The sequence below is a fragment of the Flavobacterium sp. genome (genome assembly GCF_046317795.1).
In the GTDB taxonomy this organism is placed as follows: domain Bacteria; phylum Bacteroidota; class Bacteroidia; order Flavobacteriales; family Flavobacteriaceae; genus Flavobacterium.
Window position 1 is genome coordinate 1 of sequence record NZ_JBKCVI010000103.1, and the last position, 16,986, is coordinate 16,986.

Genomic DNA, 16,986 nt, shown 5'->3' on the forward strand with positions numbered 1-16,986 from the left:
CTACGATTATGAAATTACTTTTTATCCGGGTAATAGTTTTCAATGGAACTCTTCACTTTCAAATGTAAACTTCAAAGCTGATTTTGATTATTACGCAGGAGAAAAACACAAAATCAAGTTTGGTATAGGTTCTATTTTATATCAATTCAATCCAGGAAATATTAAACCTTTTGGTGCAAATTCTACAATTAATCCGACCAATTATAAAGAGAAAAGGGCTATAGAGAATTATGCATACCTACAGGACGATTACCGAATTTCTAACAGACTTACACTAATGTATGGATTAAGAATATCTCAATTCGCTCAAATGGCAAACGACTCCATTCCAATATACGTGAATGGGAAACCAGTTGTTTATAATCCAGTCATCAATAATTATGAGAAAGGAAACATTTCATCCTACAAGAATTATAGAAAAAATGAACTCTTAAACAATTCATTTGGCTTTGAACCACGCCTCAGTTTGAATTATCAAGTAAATGAGGTGTCGAGTATTAAATTGGGTTATAACCGAATGTACCAGTATATTCATTTGCTTTCTACTGCAACTTCTCCAACTCCATTGGATATCTATACGCCAACTTCTACATTTATTAAACCCCAAGTGGCTGACCAAATTGCTACGGGCTATTTCAGAAATTTTAAGGATAATATATTTGAATTTAGTGTAGAAGCATACTACAAATGGATGCAAAACCAATTTGATTTTATTGATGGTGCTTCACCTATTTTAAACAATTCACCAGAAACAATTCTACTAAATGGTAATGCACGTTCCTATGGTTTGGAATTTATGGTAAAGAACAGTGAAGGAAGATTTACAGGATGGATAAGTTACACATTGTCAAAAGCCGAACGCAGAACTCCAGGAGTTGATGGTGGAAGAGGAATTAATAATGGAGCGTACTACTCAACAAATTATGACAAACCTCACAATATTGCCATTACTGGAAACTATAAAATTTCGGAGAAATGGTCTATTTCTGCAAATTTCATTTATCAATCGGGCAGACCAGCTACTTATCCTGAATCAAAATACACATTTAACGGACTTTCTATACCAGAATATAGCGAACGCAATGCATATCGATTGCCCGATTACCACAGATTGGATATTGCAGCAACGTTAAAAGGTAAACAAACAAAACGGTGGAAAAGTCAATGGGTATTTGGTATTTACAATTTGTATAACCGCCAGAATGCTGCAAATATTACCTTCAAAGAAACCTTGACCAACAACAATAGTGAAACTGGATTAGGAACAGGAAATAACAAGGCAAATAAGCTTACTTATTTTGGTTTAATACCAAGCATTAGTTACGAGTTTAAATTTTAAAGAATATAAATATGAAATTAACAACAACAATCTGTCTTTTGGTAGCAACAGCTACTCTTTTTACTTCTTGCGAAAAAGAAATAAATTTAGATTTGAAAAATACAAGTCCCAAACTAGTAGTAGAAGGAAATATTCTATGGGGTATTGACACTGTTATCAATCAGCAAGAATTAAAGCTCAGTCTTTCCGCTAATTATACAGGCAATACTAATCCACTGCCAGTAACAAATGCAATCGTTATGGTAAATGATGGAACAAATAACTATACATACAATCATATCGGAAATGGGGTTTACAGCAGTAATTTTATTGCAGCAACCAACAAAACTTATAAGTTAATCATAAGCTATGAAGGCGATGAATACAATGCTTATGAAACTCTGAAAGCAGGAGGTGCTGCTATAGATAGTCTTACGGTAAATTACTTTCCATCGGCATTAGGCAGTCCAGAAGGAAATTTTATCACAGTAAACACAACTGATCCTTTGAATGAAAGAAACTTCTATTTATGGCAATTGTTTATAAACGAGCAATTAATGATAAATCCTTCACCAGGAAACATTTATAGAGCCATACAAAAAGATGACTTTTTCAACGGGCAACCTCTATTAAATTATTTACCTTTTGATAATTTTCCTGTGGTTACTGGCGACATAGCAAGATTACATCAACTGAACATCTCTGAACAAATGTATAATTATTACTACTCCATTTTTAATTTAACGGCATCGTCCCCAGTTTCTGGCGATGTGCCACCAGGAAATATAAAAGGTAATATCGTGAATTTAAATAAACCTGATAAAAACGCCTTGGGCTATTTTGGTGCGTGCAGTATATCAATTAAAACAAAATCAATTTAACTTTAGAAAAATTAGTTTGCAAAAAGTATAAACAATGAAAAGCCAAGAATTGAACTCTTGGCTATTTCATTCTTTAAACCATTTTTCCCAAATTATGAAAGAGAAAAAGTAAACGTCATTGAAAATGGCATACATAATAATCGAAATTATTTTATAACAAAAAATGGTCAACGTATTTTAGGATATTATTTTCCAAAATCCTGTTTTGTCGCTTCCGATACGTTCAATAATTCCTTGCCCTTTAAGGTCTTTTATTTTTCGTTTTACTGTGCTTAAACTCAGATTTAACCGTTCGCTAATTTCAGTAGTTGTTATGTTCTTATTTTGCTTTACTAGAGAAAATACAGTGTCATTTACAGTGTCATTAGTCGAATTTACAGTGTCATTTACTGAATTTACAGTGTCAGTATAAAAAATATGCAATTCTCGGTTTAGTAGTGTGTTGTTTTCCTCTAGCAACAGATTTCCGAAAAAACGCAATAAAAATTCGTTTGTATCGTAAATGTTCTTTGTATGATTTTTGTAATTGGCTCTAACCAACGCATTACGAAAATACCACGAATGTAGCTCAAATAATTGGTTGTTTACTTGAAAACCAAATGTTCGCAAGTATTTAATTAAAAAAATGGCAGTTGTTCGTGTGTTGCCTTCACCAAAAATGTGAATTTGCCACAAATAAGAAATAAAACGAGCAATGTGTTCTATAGTTTCTTGCTGACTTAAGCCTTTGTAACTAAACTGTTTTTCTTGTCTAAAATCGTATTCCAAAGTTGCTTTTAAACTTTCGGCACTACCATACAAAACTGTTTCACCGTTTAGCACCCATTCTTGTTTTGTAATGTTATAATCACGTATTTTACCTGCAAATTTGTAAATACCTTGAAACAATCTGCGATGAATTGTAAGGTATTCGGCTGGCGAAAAGGTAAAGGTTTGCTCACTCAAAATTTCTGTAATCCGAGCAGAAACTTTGTCTGCTTCTTCAGTTCGATCTTCGTCAAATTTGGTTGTGTGTAGTTTGTAATAACTATCTATTCGTTGTTTTACTTGTTCAATGGTAATAATACCTTCAATATTTTGTTTGGCAGTTTCTAATAAATAATCAGAAGGTTTTAATCCATCAATTTGTTGCAAACCGATAGCCGTTTTCCAAACTTTTGCTTTTTCTACTTTGTTTGGTTCACCTTGTCTTAAATATTCTTCAAAATTCTCCATTGTCCTTTGCTACTTTTTCTATTTTTGAGATTTTGCTAATTACTGATTTTTATTTACTATGCTATTTTGGCTTGCTTATTACTTCAATATCTGAGCGGCGTGAGCTTTGGTTTTTACTTCTTGGATTACTTCATCGATTATTCCATCTTCGTTGATGATAAAAGTGGTTCGATGAATGCCATCATATTCTTTGCCCATAAACTTTTTTGGTCCCCAAACGCCAAATGCTTGTATTACTGATTTGTCTTCGTCTGCCAATAGTGGAAAAGGAAACTCGTATTTGTTTTTGAAGCTGGATTGTGCTTTGGCATTATCTGCACTAACGCCAAGTAAAGCGTAATTGTTTGTTTTAAAACGTTCAAAATTATCTCTCAAATCACAAGCTTCGGCAGTACAACCTGGCGTGCTGGCTTTTGGATAAAAGAAAACAACTAATTTTTTACCTTTGTAATCTGCTAATGTGTGAAGATTTCCGTCTTGATCTTTCCCTGAAAAATTTGGCGCTTTATCACCTTTTTTTAGTGTTGTCATTTTATTTATTGTTTAAAATAGTTTAAAGTTTAACTTTGTTTGAAGTTTTTAAAATATAAAAATACAAAAAAAATGACCAAAAAAGAACGTGCAACAGTTGTTATAAATACGTTAAAGGAATTGTATCCTTCTATTCCTGTTCCGTTGGATCATAAAGACCCATATACTTTGTTAATTGCAGTGCTACTTTCGGCACAGTGTACTGATGTTCGTGTAAACCAAATAACACCAATTTTGTTTGCTAAAGCCGACAATCCTTATGATATGGTGAAACTTTCGGTCGAAGAAATTAAAGAAATTATTCGCCCTTGTGGTTTATCACCTATGAAATCTAAAGGTATTCATGGTTTATCAAAAATATTAATTGAAAAGCATAACGGTCAAGTACCAAACAGTTTTAAGTATTTAGAAGAATTACCTGCCGTTGGGCATAAAACAGCCAGTGTTGTCATGTCGCAAGCTTTTGGTGTTCCTGCTTTTCCTGTTGATACACATATTCACAGACTGATGTATCGATGGAATCTTACTAATGGAAAAAATGTTGTTCAGACAGAGAAAGACGCCAAAGCTATTTTCCCAGAAGAAATTTGGAATGATTTACACCTTCAAATTATTTGGTATGGTAGAGAATATTCTCCAGCACGTGGATGGAATTTAGACATTGATATAATCACCAAAACAATAGGAAGAAAAACAGTTTTAAAAGAATATTATAAAAAAACAGTCCGATAAATTATACCGGACTGTTTCTTAATTAGCTATTGAGTCGAAGTTCATGTTTCCAATTGTAATAATATTCAATGCACAAGAATATTGTAGAATTAAACGAATTGTTTCTTTTTTGGGTAACATTGTTTTTTTTGCTAATTTTCTTTTTGAGTAAAGTTTTGCCATATACTAACAATTAAATTTAAGTTGTTTATATAGTAACGCAAAAAATTAGTTTTTATTGTTTATGTGGGTAAATAAATTTTATTTTTTTCGATAACTTTTCGCAAATTTGTCATTGCATAACGCATTCTTCCTAAAGTAGTATTAACACTAACACCAGTTAAATCTGCAATTTCTTTGAAACTCATTTCCAAAAAGTAGCGCATCATAATTACTTCCTTTTGATCATGTGGCAATTTTTCAATAATTGCTTTTAAGTCAATATTCACTTGATTCTTAATTAGTGTGTTTTCGATGTTATGTGTATTATCTGTAATTTTTGAAAAAACTGACAAATCTTCAGTGTCACGATTTAAAGGCATTTTTTTATCATTTCTAAACTTATCAATAATCAAATTGCTGGCAATACGTAAAACCCAAGATAGAAATTTACCTTCTTCATTATAATACTTTTTTTGTTTTAAAGTGTATATGACTTTGTAGAAAGTTTCTTGAAAAATATCTTCTGTGACATCTCTATCCAATACTTTAGAAAAGATGTAACCATATATTTTTGATTGGTGTCTATTAATTAATAGAGCTAAAGAATTTTCATCTCCTGCAATGTACTTATCAATTAATAAAGCATCAGGAAGTTGCAATTTTGCCATAACATTACCTTTTAGTAGTGGTTAAAAAAAGATTTTTTAATCTAAAAAGTAATTGTTTTCTATAGGCAAAAGTTTTTTGTGAATTAATTATGAACCAAATTTAACTAAATTTTAATTTAAAAAACAAATAAAAATTGAAAAAAATGTAAAATAATTACAAAATAGTATATAATATTGACGCATATTATAAATTATTTTTTAATAATTTTTAAATATTGTATCCCATTTGAATTCTCAATTTTCAAAAAATAAATCCCTGATTCATAAGCACTCATATCAAAAGCATAGTTAGCATTTACCATACCTACGTAATGAATTTTTCCTAAGACATCTGATAAAGTAATTTTATTTTGAACATCATTCAATTGCAAATTCAATATATTTTCTACGGGATTTGGATATCCCAATTGTTTCGTCATGGAAGAATTTTCTATGCCAAGTGAACAATTATTACCCACAACATAAGAAAAATAATTTGTTACAGACAAACCTCCAGAGTAAGCAAATTTAACGGCATAAGAAATAGTTGAACCTATTGTTTGTCCAGTAATGGTTTGTGTAAAAGTTTGTCCTGATACATTGGTCATTTGAGTTTCAGCAAATGGCGATTGTCTTCTTAAAAAAGCAACCAATCCAACTTTATTGTCTAACAACTCAAATGTGATTTTAACATCTGTTCCTATGGTTTGAAAAGTGTAATTATACCCTAAAGTAAAAGTGCCTTCAGTGGCTTGAGTACTGTTTCCTGTACACTGAGGATTAAAAGTCGTTGTTGCATTCAGAACAATCGGGCTATTGGTAACCGTATTTCCTGTCATGTCAGTTGCTGCAATTGTGAAAGTGTAATTAGTGTTTGACGCTAAATTTGGAATAACTACTGATTTTTGCACTCCTGACGGATTATACAAAGTGGTAGTTGTTCCACCGGGATAAGAAATGGTATAAGCAACTGTACCCGAATTATCATTAGCGTTCATTAACAATTCAACCGAAGATCCTGTAACAGTGCCAACCGAAGCCACAAAATTAGTTGGTGCTTGCGTATCAATCGCTGTATTTTGATACACTCTAATATAATCAATTATCATAGATGCTTGTGTGAAATTTGCTGGAATTGTGCCTGCAAAACCTCCCATAGCTATATTTAGTAGAAAATATTGATCTGCATTAAATGGCCAAGTACTTGCATTTTTAACCGCTGGATTATACGTATAAAAAGCAACATTATCTAATAAGAATGTAATTTGATTAGGTGACCAATTCATTGAATAAATATGGTAGTTCTGCGCTATATCTGACGCTTGAATACCTCCTTTATTTATTGTGTTTCCGGAAGATGAAGTGGTGTGTATTGCAGCCCCAATATAATTAATTGGTTGTCCTGGGAAAATTCCATGTTCCATAATATCAATTTCACCACAAGCAGGCCAACTTGTAGTTCCAAAATTCTGATCAAAAAAACCACCGTCTTCATTAATATTTTTTCCCAAAAGCCATAAAGCAGGCCATGTTCCCTGTGCGTTTGGTACTTTAGCTCTAATATCTACTCGACCATAAGTAAATGCAAATTTGGAGTTTAACCTAGCAGAGGTATATTGTTTTGTAACATTTTGGTTTGTAAATGTTTCTTTTTTTGCAACAATATTTAAATTTCCATTATTTACAAAAGAGTTACTTAATAAGTTAGTATAGTGCTGCACTTCATTATTAAACCAACTTCCTCCTGCTGGTAATTGAGTTTGTTGAAACCATTTATTAGAATCAATAGCACCATTCGTATTAAATTCATCAGACCATACTAAATTATTATAAACAACATCGATTTGAGAATATCCATATTGTGAAACTAAAAATAAGGTAAATAGCGTTTTAAAAAAAAATCTCTTTTTCATAATTTATGTTTTATACTTTTTTTGGATTTAAAAAAACAACACTCTTTTAACACCTGTTTTTTTTAATTAATTTAAAATTTTATTACGTTAGAATTTTAATTTTTCATTTTTATCCCACAATCCCCAATAGGCACCTACTTCGCCTTCAGGTCCTACTTTCCAAGACTCATCAAATGAGGAGAAATAAAAAGTTTCAATATTATTCTGGTTCGCCCATAATTGGGTTTCAACAAAGTATCTCATGGCATTATCATCAGATGCAATAGCGCCTTTAAGGGAACCGCCTTCACTTGGCCAACCCGTTTCTGTAATGATTACACGCTTTCCTCTTCCGGCATCACTAGCAGAACCAAACATACTTTGCATGTGAGGTAAAGAGTATTCTATTGGGCAACCTTCCCAATACGGATAGCAATTCGTTAGGATTACATCGCAAGCTTCGGTAATATTTGGACGATGCGAAAACTCATAATACGCATCAACATATCCTACTGGGATATTTGGTAGTGCTTTTTTTACGCGATGGATGTAATTCAACAATTGTTTTTCGGTTAAATCACCTCTATACATTACTTCGTTTCCGACAGCAGCAATATCCACACAACCTTCTTTTGCTAATTGAATTAAGCTTTCAATTTCTTTTTCGTTGAGTTCTAAATCATTTCCTAGCCAAGCACCTACTAGAGTTTTCATTCCGTTTTGGTGTGCAATTCTCGGTATGTGTTCGTTGCCTTCAATACAGGAAAAAGAGCGCACCCATTTAGTGTAGGGCTTCAATATTTGAATACGTCTTTTAACTTGTTCTGCTGTAATTATATCTCCTGGTTTTTGGCCATCTTCATAAATGCTAAAACAAATACCATGCATCCCTTTTTCTAAAGTTTCATTCCACAATTCAGTTAACTTTTTTGAAGAGATTTCAGAAAAATCTATTCTTAGAGCATAGCTATGATAGGCATTTTGATGCTCAGATTCGTTAGAAAAATTTGTGATTGAAAAATAGTGCCCTTCTCTAAATGACATAATTTATTGGTATTATAGTTATAAAATGCCTTTTCTGGTATCTAATTCTTTTTTTATCTCTCTTGCTTTCTTCTCTGTTAAATCATAATTCCTCATTACCCACATGGCAATTAAGGTACCGAATATTGGCACCCCTGAAAAGAAAAGTCGCAACCCTGTAACTGCTCCTTCAGGTTGTGTTGGAGCACCCGCTTTAAAAGAAACTGCAGACATAATAACTCCTGTCAATAATCCGGCAATAGCAAAACCAAACTTAACCATCCACCAATAGATGGCACCAAAAACCCCTTCTCTTCGTTTGCCAGACTTTAATTCATCCATATCACACACATCGGCTGTCATAGACATCATTAATGTAAATAAACTTCCTATTCCGAATGAAAAGAAAGGCAGGGCAAACAAAAACATATAGGGTTTTCCTGGAATAAAAAGAAACCAAAGTAATATATATCCTAAAACCGAAATTCCTTGTGAGAGTAAAAATGCTTTCTTTTTCTCCATTTTTTTTGACATCCAAGCAACAATCGGAATAACAATAAAAGTAGTTGCTAAAGCACCTCCACATCCGAAAAGTGTTGGCCAAATACCAGATGCAGTTGTGTCACCATTAAATAAATAATAAACAACTATGAAAAATGTAAAGCCAGCAACGGTATTAAAGGCATTAAAAATAAAAAACGTAGCAATACAAAGTTTTCTAAAAGGTTTATTAGAAAATGCTTCTTTGAAACTAATCAAAATTTCTTTCAAACTTCCTCCAATAGTACTTAATGTTAATGGCTCTAGACTATTATCAAACTTGGTAGATTTACTTTTAATAAAAATAGCTGGAACCATAGCTAATAACATAAATACAACACCTACCCATATTGCCAAAGTTCTAGTAGCTGTATCAGCATTAGGAAACCAAGAAGGATCATACATGATTACCCAAAACCAAGGAGCAATAACCCAAGCCCATTGACCTATCCACTGTGATATGGCCATTATACTGGTTCTTTCGTGAAAATCATCGCTCATTTCATATCCCATCGCCACATAAGGAACACTAAAAATAGAAAGCCCAATATGGAATATAAGTGAAAAAGTTAGAAAAAAAGTAAAATTATACATTACACTATCTTCTCTGTGTAGTTGCCACATAATCATAAAAGCAATTCCCATAATTATGGAACCAACAAAGACATATTGTCTTCTCCTTCCCCAAACCGATTTTGTATTATCTGAAATAAATCCCATAATTGGATCAAAAAATGCATCGACAATTCTTGGTACAAAAAACAAAACACCCCACATCCATGATGGCATACCTAAATTTTCCACTAATACAACCATAAAAATACCTAAAGCAGCAGGAAACATTTGGTTGGCCAACATCCCCAAGCCAAAGGCAATTTTTTGACCCATAGGAACTATGGACGTGGAATTTGAATTACTATTTGACATATAAGGTATTTTTAGATTTTTAATTATTATGGTTTAATAACCACTGTTTGCAATGCTTTTGCAGTAATGGAAATATTTTTTTTGTTATTGTTCAGATCAATTTCTATTGTTTTATTATTATCTGTTGGATTAAAAATAACTAACGCAATTGATCCATCAGGATTTTGTACCGCACTCGAGATTAGCTCACTATTGCTTATCGTGCATCCAATTTTTATTGCTCCTGGTCGCATGAATTTGCTAAAATGAGCCATTACATAATACAAAGGAGTGAAATATACTTCGTCTTTTTCAGTGTCAACAATTACAGGAGCCACACACCAATTTTTGAACCAGTTAGGGCCACCTTGTGTATCCAAAACCATATTCCAATCGATCCATCCATCAACCCAATTGTTTAAACAACCAATAATATCGGCTGCATAACGATTGACTGGTGCATATTTAGGATGTAAGTATTTCTCTTTTTCACTTGCCCAGTCCCAACCCCAGTCTGTTGCCTCCTTTTTCCAATACCAAGCATCGTCTTGCCAATGTGGAATTTCAGAGTCAACGCAAGCTTCTGTTTGAATTAAATATTTATTTGGTGCTTTTTGATGGGCGTATTGTAATTCTTCGGGATATACCTCATAGGTACTTTCATACCAATGAATAGCCAAACCGTCATAATATTTAGATGTGTTTTCATCTTTATACATCACATCAACCCATTCTTTTATTCCAGCTCTATTTTGATCGTAACCCAGTATTTTTATATCACCCCAACCGTCTTTTTCTAGTTTTGGACCTAAATGATTTTGAACAAAATCAGTCATTTCGATTGGAGAAAATAGAGTGCTTTCCCAATTGTTTCCATTACCATGAGGTTCATTTATTACAGTAACTCCCCAAATATCGATACCTTCTTTTTTATACGCATCTAAATATTTAAAAAAATACAAAGCAAATGTGTCATTATACTCAGGTAATAACTTTCCACCCACATATTTTTTATTGTCTTTCATCCATGGTGGACAAGACCAAGGCGAAGCAATGATGTTAAAACCATCTTTAGATATTGACTTTGCTTGCAAAATCATCGGAATGAGATCGTCTTTGTCATCTTCAATTGTGAAATTTTTTAATTCTAAATCATTTTCAACTTTGGCGTACGTATAATTACTTAAAGAAAAATCACAAGACGCTATATGTGTTCTAGTTAGAGAATAATTAGCGCCATCTTCACTAAAATAAGCATCCAATATTTTTTTTCGATTTTTTTTACTCAATCGATTGAGCAAAGAGGCCGAAGCTTCGGTAAAAGAGCCACCAAAACCAGTTATTGTTTGAAATTTTTCGTTGGGATTTAAAGTTATTAATATAGGAGTACTATCTTCCAAAAATTGGTCGACTTTTTTTAATGAATATCCCTGAGCTGAAGTTTCATAAACTTCTGCATTTAGAGTATTGGTTACTTTACAACTGTGCAATGAAAATGTCATGACAACTACTATTATCAAAAATTTAAAATTGATATGGACAAACTTAAATTTTCCCATTTGTATTAATTCTTTAAAACTTTGTTTGGCGTTTTTACATCCAACCATAATGCTTTCTCATCGCCATTATATGTTTTGGTGATGGGTTTTCCGTTTCGGGTTAAACCTTTAAAAATTTCATCATCAACTTTTTCCCATAATGCATATTTAGCTTCCGATTGTAAATTAATTAACCCAAAATGATTTTCAGAACCCATAGGGTTTGCACTATCTTTCCAACTTTCGTCAAAAGCTTCAAAATAAAAACAAGATATTCCAATTTTATTCGTCCATTCTCGCATTAGGTTATAGTATTGGGCTGATTTATATTCATCCGTCGCCATTGAACCTTGTTTTCCATAAAGTGCATTACATGAAGTAGCCCAACCCGTTTCCCCGATATGAACTGGTTTATTGACACCAATAGATTTCATGTAATTTACTACATTCGTGTATTGTGATATGGCATAATCTCTCGCTCTTAACATAGCAAAATCAATCTTTTCTTTTTCTTTCAATTGCAGTTCGTTTTCTTTAATTCCCCAAAAAACTGGATTATAATGCGTGTCATGCATAGGATAGGTATGCAACGATATATAATCAACGGCCTTAATCAATTTATTCAAATCTTCAACATGGTATTCACTATCTCCTCCACCCCAAGAAGCAAAATTATCTGAGCTTGTAATCCAAAGGGTATTAGGTAATTTTCCATGTTTCTTTAAATCTTGCAAATAGTTTACCCATTTCAAAATAATATTTGGGGTTACATAATAGCTGGTTGCCCATTTCACCATGGCTTCATTTCCAACTGCAATGACTTTTATAATAGTTGGATACTTATTGGCTAATCGCACTGCTTCATCAATTTCAATTGCATTTCGTTCACTTTCTTGGTCGTGTATCGGATTTTCTTTTGTCCACGCATTTTTACAATCAATCCATGCACCCAACATCACATACATTTCAAAATTGTTATCCGTTTCTTTTAACTCTGATATGGCTTTTAATAAATTAGTAATTTCATTGAGGTGCACATTATAGGTACGAATGACCTTTATATTCATTGCTGATAAAATCAACATATCTTCTTTAATTTCAGCAACTGTTGGAACAATATCTCTTGTTTGTGTTCTATAGCCACCATAACAAATGGCTTGATAGTTTATATTTCCTAATAATTTTTCTGCGGTCATTTCCTTTGAAACTAGATTTCTAGTATTTATTTGATTACATGATATAAACAAGAGTAGTATGATGCAAATCAGTTTGTTCATTATCTCAGGTAATCTTCATTTAAAAAAACTGCCACGTTGGAAATTTCACCAGTACGATTGAAGATTTTTCTACTTTGTGTGTCATCTAATTCTAAAGTATCGTATGTTTCTTTAGTTCCGTTTTTAAAATACAATTCCAAACTGTTTTTTGAAGCTTTTTTATATACCACTGGAACTTGACAAACGGTAAATGCCAAAGAATCTTTCTCTAAAGTCATTAACTTTTTAGTGCCATCAATTTGAATAAATACAACTTCGGTATCTTCCGCTAAAAACTCTTTTTTGTGAAGCAAATTTGGTTGAAATTGCAATTTTCCATTGTGCATCTTCACACCCAATTCACCGATACGAGTCAAAATATCTTCTTTAACCTGTCCAGTCATTCCAGGTTGTTGAGCTCCTTTATTGAAGGGAGTATGCGAATAAGGATCGGTTGGAAAAGCTCCATAAACAACGGGGGATTTATGAACGCCAATTCCGGCTCCTATTTCTTCAAAATGAGTACTTAATGAATTAATAACGTCTTGATTTTCATTTCGTTCAATAGCTTGATTAGTGACTTCTAAAACCGCCACCTGCAATTTCGAAACCATGTGCCAATAAATAGACCCTAAACCTTCATAACCATAGAAAGTACCTGAACGGCCTGTAAATGCTTTGTGATTAAAAACATCTTCAAAGATTTGCAAAACGGCTTCTGTTTCTGAAGCTACTAATTCTTTGTATTCTTTGCTACTTGCTAGCTTGAGTAACGCTTCTTTTAAATCGTTTGCATTATGAAAATTTCCATTAAAGTGAAATCCACCTTTTATATCTTGATTAATCAATTGGAAATTACCATTTGAAAGGAGTTTTTTCAGTAAAAAGGATTTTTCAACCTTCTCCTTTGGAATGGTGTTTTTCTCTAGAAACTTTGGTAATTTTTTGTTTGGATATAAAATATAACTATTTTGATCAGCTCTGTACAAAGCACTATTTCTAAGTGCATCTAAAACTTGAAGTGATTCTCTACCGTCTAAAAATCCTGAACTTAAAACAGCTACTTGACCTTCTAACATTTCGGGCAAATAGGAAATGGATATTCCGTCATTTTCTATCGACATTAAATTATAAGCGTGGTATAGTTTATCGTGTCTTTGGTTGGCATTAATTGCATGCTCTATAAAATCAATGCTTACTTGTGTAAATTTTTTCAAACCAGCCATAGAATGGGTTCTTTTCTTACCCCAAAAACCACTGTTGTATACTTGATAGCGATATTCTGAGGCCGCAAGTCCTAAAGCATCCAATATTTTCTTTCTATCTTGGTTATTAATGGGAGCTGAAAGTAGCGGTTGAAATGCAATTAAATTTTCTCTAATAGCATGATAAAATTCCACCATTTCATTCGATATTTTAATGGTTTCTTGATTGGAGTTTTCTAATAATTGTTGGAAAAATTTCAAAAATCTTCTCAAATAGTATAAGGTAACCATTGAAACGCCATTTCCAACAAGTGCATTATTGGCATCATTCCATTCTGGTCTTTGTGTATTCATCCAAATCCCAGCTTCCGGAATAAAATTGGACATTTTTGCCAAAACGGTAGCCAATATTTTTTCGATAAAATTTACGTGATAGATTTCATCATTATTGTCTCGAAGCAAGGCACCATCTGCACCAATCTGATTTCTGCGTAAATTGATTTTAGCATCCCATTCATGGTTAAACAAAATGGTATCTTTTGGATTTTGTAAAATCTCTTGATACGGTTTTATTGTGTAGGGAACAGCTGCATAAACAAAACATTCTTTATCAAAATAAGAGTTCAATTTACCAGGTTGGTATTTTTCTATAAACTCTAAAAATTTTAATAAATAAATGATTTGATGATCGCCCCAATAGCCAATATAAGACCACGGATTATCGGGTTCGATGGTTTCCCAATCAAATCCTTCTTTTGTAACGCGATACGGATTGTAACCATCAAAAGTAGAGGCATTCAAAAACTTATGAATCATGCCATCAATAAATTCAGGATAAGCATAAGCCAATGCTTCCCAATTCTGAAAAATATCGCGCCAGTTGCCTTGATAATCTAATATTTTGGAACCATCAATTTCACTTCTGGTATTGATAGAAAACTTATTCCAAGGACGACTAGGGTCGCCATGTCTCCTACTAAATTTAAGAGGTAAATATTCTGTAGATAACCGAACTACATCAGCATCATCAACACTTGCCATTAATTGTTGCAAATGCGAATAGTCAAAAGTTTCAGGTAAACTAGTAAAAAAACCAGAATTATTTTCAAAAACGATATTATTTGCTTTTGAAATATAATTTACAAAATCACTTTTTTCAACTTGATAATTATTGTCAAAGATTCCACCACGCATGATGTTGAATAATACATTTGAAAAATGACGAGTATCTTTGCGTTTATCTGCTGTAAATTGTAATCCATCTGCTGTAGCATTTAACGCAATTAGATTTTGCTTTCCTAATTCAACATCGTCAATAAGCTTATTTTCTAATTGCTTATCATTAGTAATTGCATGGGCTAAGGCAATAACTTGAGATTGGGTTTGATTGACATTGGCAATTATTTTCCAGCTCTTTGTTGAATTTTTAACTAAATACAAGTCTGTCGAAAGAAAATAGGCACCTTTTTCGCCTTTAATATCAGTTTCGGTGTAAAGTTGTTGAACATTTCTGAAAGCTGGAAGTTGTAATGACGAAAGCAAATATGTTGGTTTTTCTAATCCCAAAGACCATGCGATATTGGCTTTTAAAGCTTCGCTGGGTTCGGCTTTATCCACAATAATAGCACTTAAAGCAAAAATACCTAAACCACTCTCTTTCAGCAATTCATTTCTTTTATAAGCGTCAACTAAGTTACTGGTTGTTGCTTGTAAATCGCTACTAACACCATTAGGCAAAATGTTTTGAATCCCATCTAAAAGGGTAATTGAATAATCAGATGTTGCATTATTGATCAGCTCAGATGTTTTTACAAATCCAAATAGATTACTGGAACTCCATTGATATCTATAAGTTAACTGAAAATCGTTATGAACCTCTTCAAAAATAATTTTATTCCCATAGCTGTTTTTATATAAGTTTCTGCTAATTGAATAATTTTCATTAAATCGTTCCGAAAATGGTTCCCAAATAAATGTTTTTTCGTCAGAATGAATTTGAAAAATAGATTTACTTCCAGTAATATCAGCAAACTCAGTAATTTTATCATCCGTATAATATGGAAAAAGCGCGAACTCCGCATTTTTTCTTCCAGCGGTTAATCCTCCGTTACTTGAAATAAATAGCCAATGATTTGAATCACTTACGATACTCATAAAAAATGGTCGCATGCTTTCATTATTAGCAATTTTATAATAATTTTCATTATCAATAACGACCATTTCTAAAGAAACAGTTTTATCTACAATTTTTGAATCATTATTCATAATTGTTTGGATTTGGCTCATAAACTTTCTAAGTTCAATTTGATTTAAATAATTATTAACCGATTTCTATTCGAATATTCTGATATAATCCACTAACATTGATTGTGGAAAAGGAGTTTCAGCATTTGGAGAACCTGGTAAATTACCTCCAACAGCAATGTTAAGAATTAAATAAAAAGGTTGATTAAAAACCCATTCTCCAGGAACATCACTAGGTGTAACAGAATGATATAAAAAGTCATCCACATAAAAATTTATTTTATTTTCATCCCATTCTATTCCAAAGACATGAAAATCAGTATCAAACCTACTATTGGAAAGAAAGAAGTTTTTTGAAATTGATTCACCACCAGAGTAACCCGGACCGTGAACGGTTCCAAATATTTTAGTTGGACTATTTCCAAGGTATTCCATAATATCAATTTCTCCACAGGCAGGCCAAATTACAGTGTCGGAGTTTGCTCCAAGCATCCAAAAAGCTGGCCATAATCCTTGACCTAATGGGAGTTTGATACGTGCTTCTATTCTGCCATATTTTTGTTCCAATTTACCTTTGGTTAAAATTCTCGCCGAAGTGAAAGCAGAACCTAAATACAATTCTCGACGAGCAGTTATTTTAAGATTACCATTTTCAACTATTATATTTTGCGGTCTATCAGTGTAATATTGTTTTTCGTTGTTTCCCCAACCGTTGTTGCCGGTTCCAATATTATAACTCCATAAGTCAGGATTTGGAGCACCAGCTACATCAAATTCTTCACTCATAACCAATGTCTTTTTGGTTATTACAGTTTGCTTTTCATCGGTTGAACAACCTAAAAATAGTAAGCAAATACCTACTGAAAGTAAATTATTTATTTTTATCATTATTATATATTTGAAAAGTTAAAAAGATA

General features: G+C 32.6%; 13 protein-coding genes. 3 read left to right on the plus strand and 10 right to left on the minus strand.

All coding sequences use genetic code 11. The features are described 5' to 3' along the window. Positions 1-1,339 (plus strand): TonB-dependent receptor plug domain-containing protein (locus tag ACK5ON_RS06245; protein ID WP_409820880.1); only part of this gene is annotated, 1,339 nt, incomplete at its 5' end. Between the two features lie 11 nt (positions 1,340-1,350). After that, positions 1,351-2,199 carry a DUF4249 domain-containing protein gene (locus tag ACK5ON_RS06250; RefSeq protein WP_409820882.1) on the plus strand — a complete coding sequence of 283 codons (849 nt, stop codon included), beginning with the start codon at positions 1,351-1,353 and terminating at the stop codon, positions 2,197-2,199. A gap of 177 nt (positions 2,200-2,376) precedes the next feature. Here the strand turns inward: ACK5ON_RS06250 and ACK5ON_RS06255 are convergent, their stop codons facing one another. Together ACK5ON_RS06255 and bcp are read right to left on the minus strand one after the other, a co-directional pair. After that, positions 2,377-3,414: a Fic family protein gene (locus ACK5ON_RS06255; protein WP_409820884.1), complete on the minus strand. Its 1,038-nt coding sequence runs from the start codon at positions 3,412-3,414 to the stop codon at positions 2,377-2,379. Between the two features lie 78 nt (positions 3,415-3,492). Next, complete coding sequence (gene bcp / locus ACK5ON_RS06260) at positions 3,493-3,945, minus strand: thioredoxin-dependent thiol peroxidase (protein WP_409820886.1); 453 nt, start codon at positions 3,943-3,945, stop codon at positions 3,493-3,495. Positions 3,946-4,017: 72 nt separating this feature from the next. Here bcp and nth point away from each other — a divergent pair, with 72 nt between their 5' ends. Continuing rightward, positions 4,018-4,677 (plus strand): endonuclease III domain-containing protein, encoded by a 660-nt coding sequence (gene nth, locus ACK5ON_RS06265; RefSeq protein WP_396174940.1) that lies wholly within the window; start codon positions 4,018-4,020, stop codon positions 4,675-4,677. A gap of 221 nt (positions 4,678-4,898) precedes the next feature. On the opposite strand, the gene ACK5ON_RS06270 is transcribed toward nth, so the two are convergent. The 8 genes from ACK5ON_RS06270 to ACK5ON_RS06305 all read right to left on the minus strand — a co-directional run bounded on the left by ACK5ON_RS06270 (position 4,899) and on the right by ACK5ON_RS06305 (position 16,957). Beyond that, a complete protein-coding gene (locus ACK5ON_RS06270; RefSeq protein WP_409820889.1) occupies positions 4,899-5,486 on the minus strand; it encodes an RNA polymerase sigma factor in 588 nt (195 codons plus the stop codon). 191 nt (positions 5,487-5,677) lie between these two features. Beyond that, positions 5,678-7,378 carry a family 16 glycosylhydrolase gene (locus ACK5ON_RS06275; RefSeq protein WP_409820892.1) on the minus strand — a complete coding sequence of 567 codons (1,701 nt, stop codon included), beginning with the start codon at positions 7,376-7,378 and terminating at the stop codon, positions 5,678-5,680. An 87-nt stretch (positions 7,379-7,465) separates the two neighbouring features. Continuing rightward, positions 7,466-8,401 carry a glycosyl hydrolase family 17 protein gene (locus ACK5ON_RS06280; RefSeq protein WP_409820894.1) on the minus strand — a complete coding sequence of 312 codons (936 nt, stop codon included), beginning with the start codon at positions 8,399-8,401 and terminating at the stop codon, positions 7,466-7,468. An 18-nt stretch (positions 8,402-8,419) separates the two neighbouring features. Continuing rightward, positions 8,420-9,847, minus strand: coding sequence for an MFS transporter (locus tag ACK5ON_RS06285; protein ID WP_396174948.1), 1,428 nt, complete (start codon positions 9,845-9,847; stop codon positions 8,420-8,422). A 26-nt stretch (positions 9,848-9,873) separates the two neighbouring features. Further along, the gene (locus ACK5ON_RS06290; RefSeq protein ID WP_409820896.1) at positions 9,874-11,328 is read right to left on the minus strand and encodes a glycoside hydrolase family 30 protein; all 1,455 of its coding nucleotides are present in this window, start codon (positions 11,326-11,328) and stop codon (positions 9,874-9,876) included. Between the two features lie 62 nt (positions 11,329-11,390). Continuing rightward, positions 11,391-12,641: a glycosyl hydrolase family 17 gene (locus ACK5ON_RS06295; RefSeq protein WP_409820898.1), complete on the minus strand. Its 1,251-nt coding sequence runs from the start codon at positions 12,639-12,641 to the stop codon at positions 11,391-11,393. Beyond that, positions 12,641-16,111, minus strand: coding sequence for a hypothetical protein (locus tag ACK5ON_RS06300; protein WP_409820900.1), 3,471 nt, complete (start codon positions 16,109-16,111; stop codon positions 12,641-12,643). The genes ACK5ON_RS06295 and ACK5ON_RS06300 overlap by 1 nt, the downstream gene beginning before the upstream one ends. A 45-nt stretch (positions 16,112-16,156) precedes the next feature. Next, complete coding sequence (locus tag ACK5ON_RS06305; RefSeq protein ID WP_409820901.1) at positions 16,157-16,957, minus strand: family 16 glycosylhydrolase; 801 nt, start codon at positions 16,955-16,957, stop codon at positions 16,157-16,159. Positions 16,958-16,986 lie beyond the last annotated feature (29 nt).

What these genes read in the sequence shown, in the direction of transcription:
- ACK5ON_RS06250 (WP_409820882.1), top strand. Translation starts at nt 1,351, where the DNA reads ATGAAATTAACAACAACAATCTGTCTTTTGGTAGCAACAGCTACTCTT.
- ACK5ON_RS06305 (WP_409820901.1), bottom strand. Translation starts at nt 16,957, where the DNA reads ATGATAAAAATAAATAATTTACTTTCAGTAGGTATTTGCTTACTATTT.
- ACK5ON_RS06300 (WP_409820900.1), bottom strand. Translation starts at nt 16,111, where the DNA reads ATGAGCCAAATCCAAACAATTATGAATAATGATTCAAAAATTGTAGAT.
- ACK5ON_RS06270 (WP_409820889.1), bottom strand. Translation starts at nt 5,486, where the DNA reads ATGGCAAAATTGCAACTTCCTGATGCTTTATTAATTGATAAGTACATT.
- bcp (WP_409820886.1), bottom strand. Translation starts at nt 3,945, where the DNA reads ATGACAACACTAAAAAAAGGTGATAAAGCGCCAAATTTTTCAGGGAAA.
- nth (WP_396174940.1), top strand. Translation starts at nt 4,018, where the DNA reads ATGACCAAAAAAGAACGTGCAACAGTTGTTATAAATACGTTAAAGGAA.
- ACK5ON_RS06295 (WP_409820898.1), bottom strand. Translation starts at nt 12,641, where the DNA reads ATGAACAAACTGATTTGCATCATACTACTCTTGTTTATATCATGTAAT.
- ACK5ON_RS06280 (WP_409820894.1), bottom strand. Translation starts at nt 8,401, where the DNA reads ATGTCATTTAGAGAAGGGCACTATTTTTCAATCACAAATTTTTCTAAC.
- ACK5ON_RS06255 (WP_409820884.1), bottom strand. Translation starts at nt 3,414, where the DNA reads ATGGAGAATTTTGAAGAATATTTAAGACAAGGTGAACCAAACAAAGTA.
- ACK5ON_RS06285 (WP_396174948.1), bottom strand. Translation starts at nt 9,847, where the DNA reads ATGTCAAATAGTAATTCAAATTCCACGTCCATAGTTCCTATGGGTCAA.
- ACK5ON_RS06290 (WP_409820896.1), bottom strand. Translation starts at nt 11,328, where the DNA reads ATGACATTTTCATTGCACAGTTGTAAAGTAACCAATACTCTAAATGCA.
- ACK5ON_RS06275 (WP_409820892.1), bottom strand. Translation starts at nt 7,378, where the DNA reads ATGAAAAAGAGATTTTTTTTTAAAACGCTATTTACCTTATTTTTAGTT.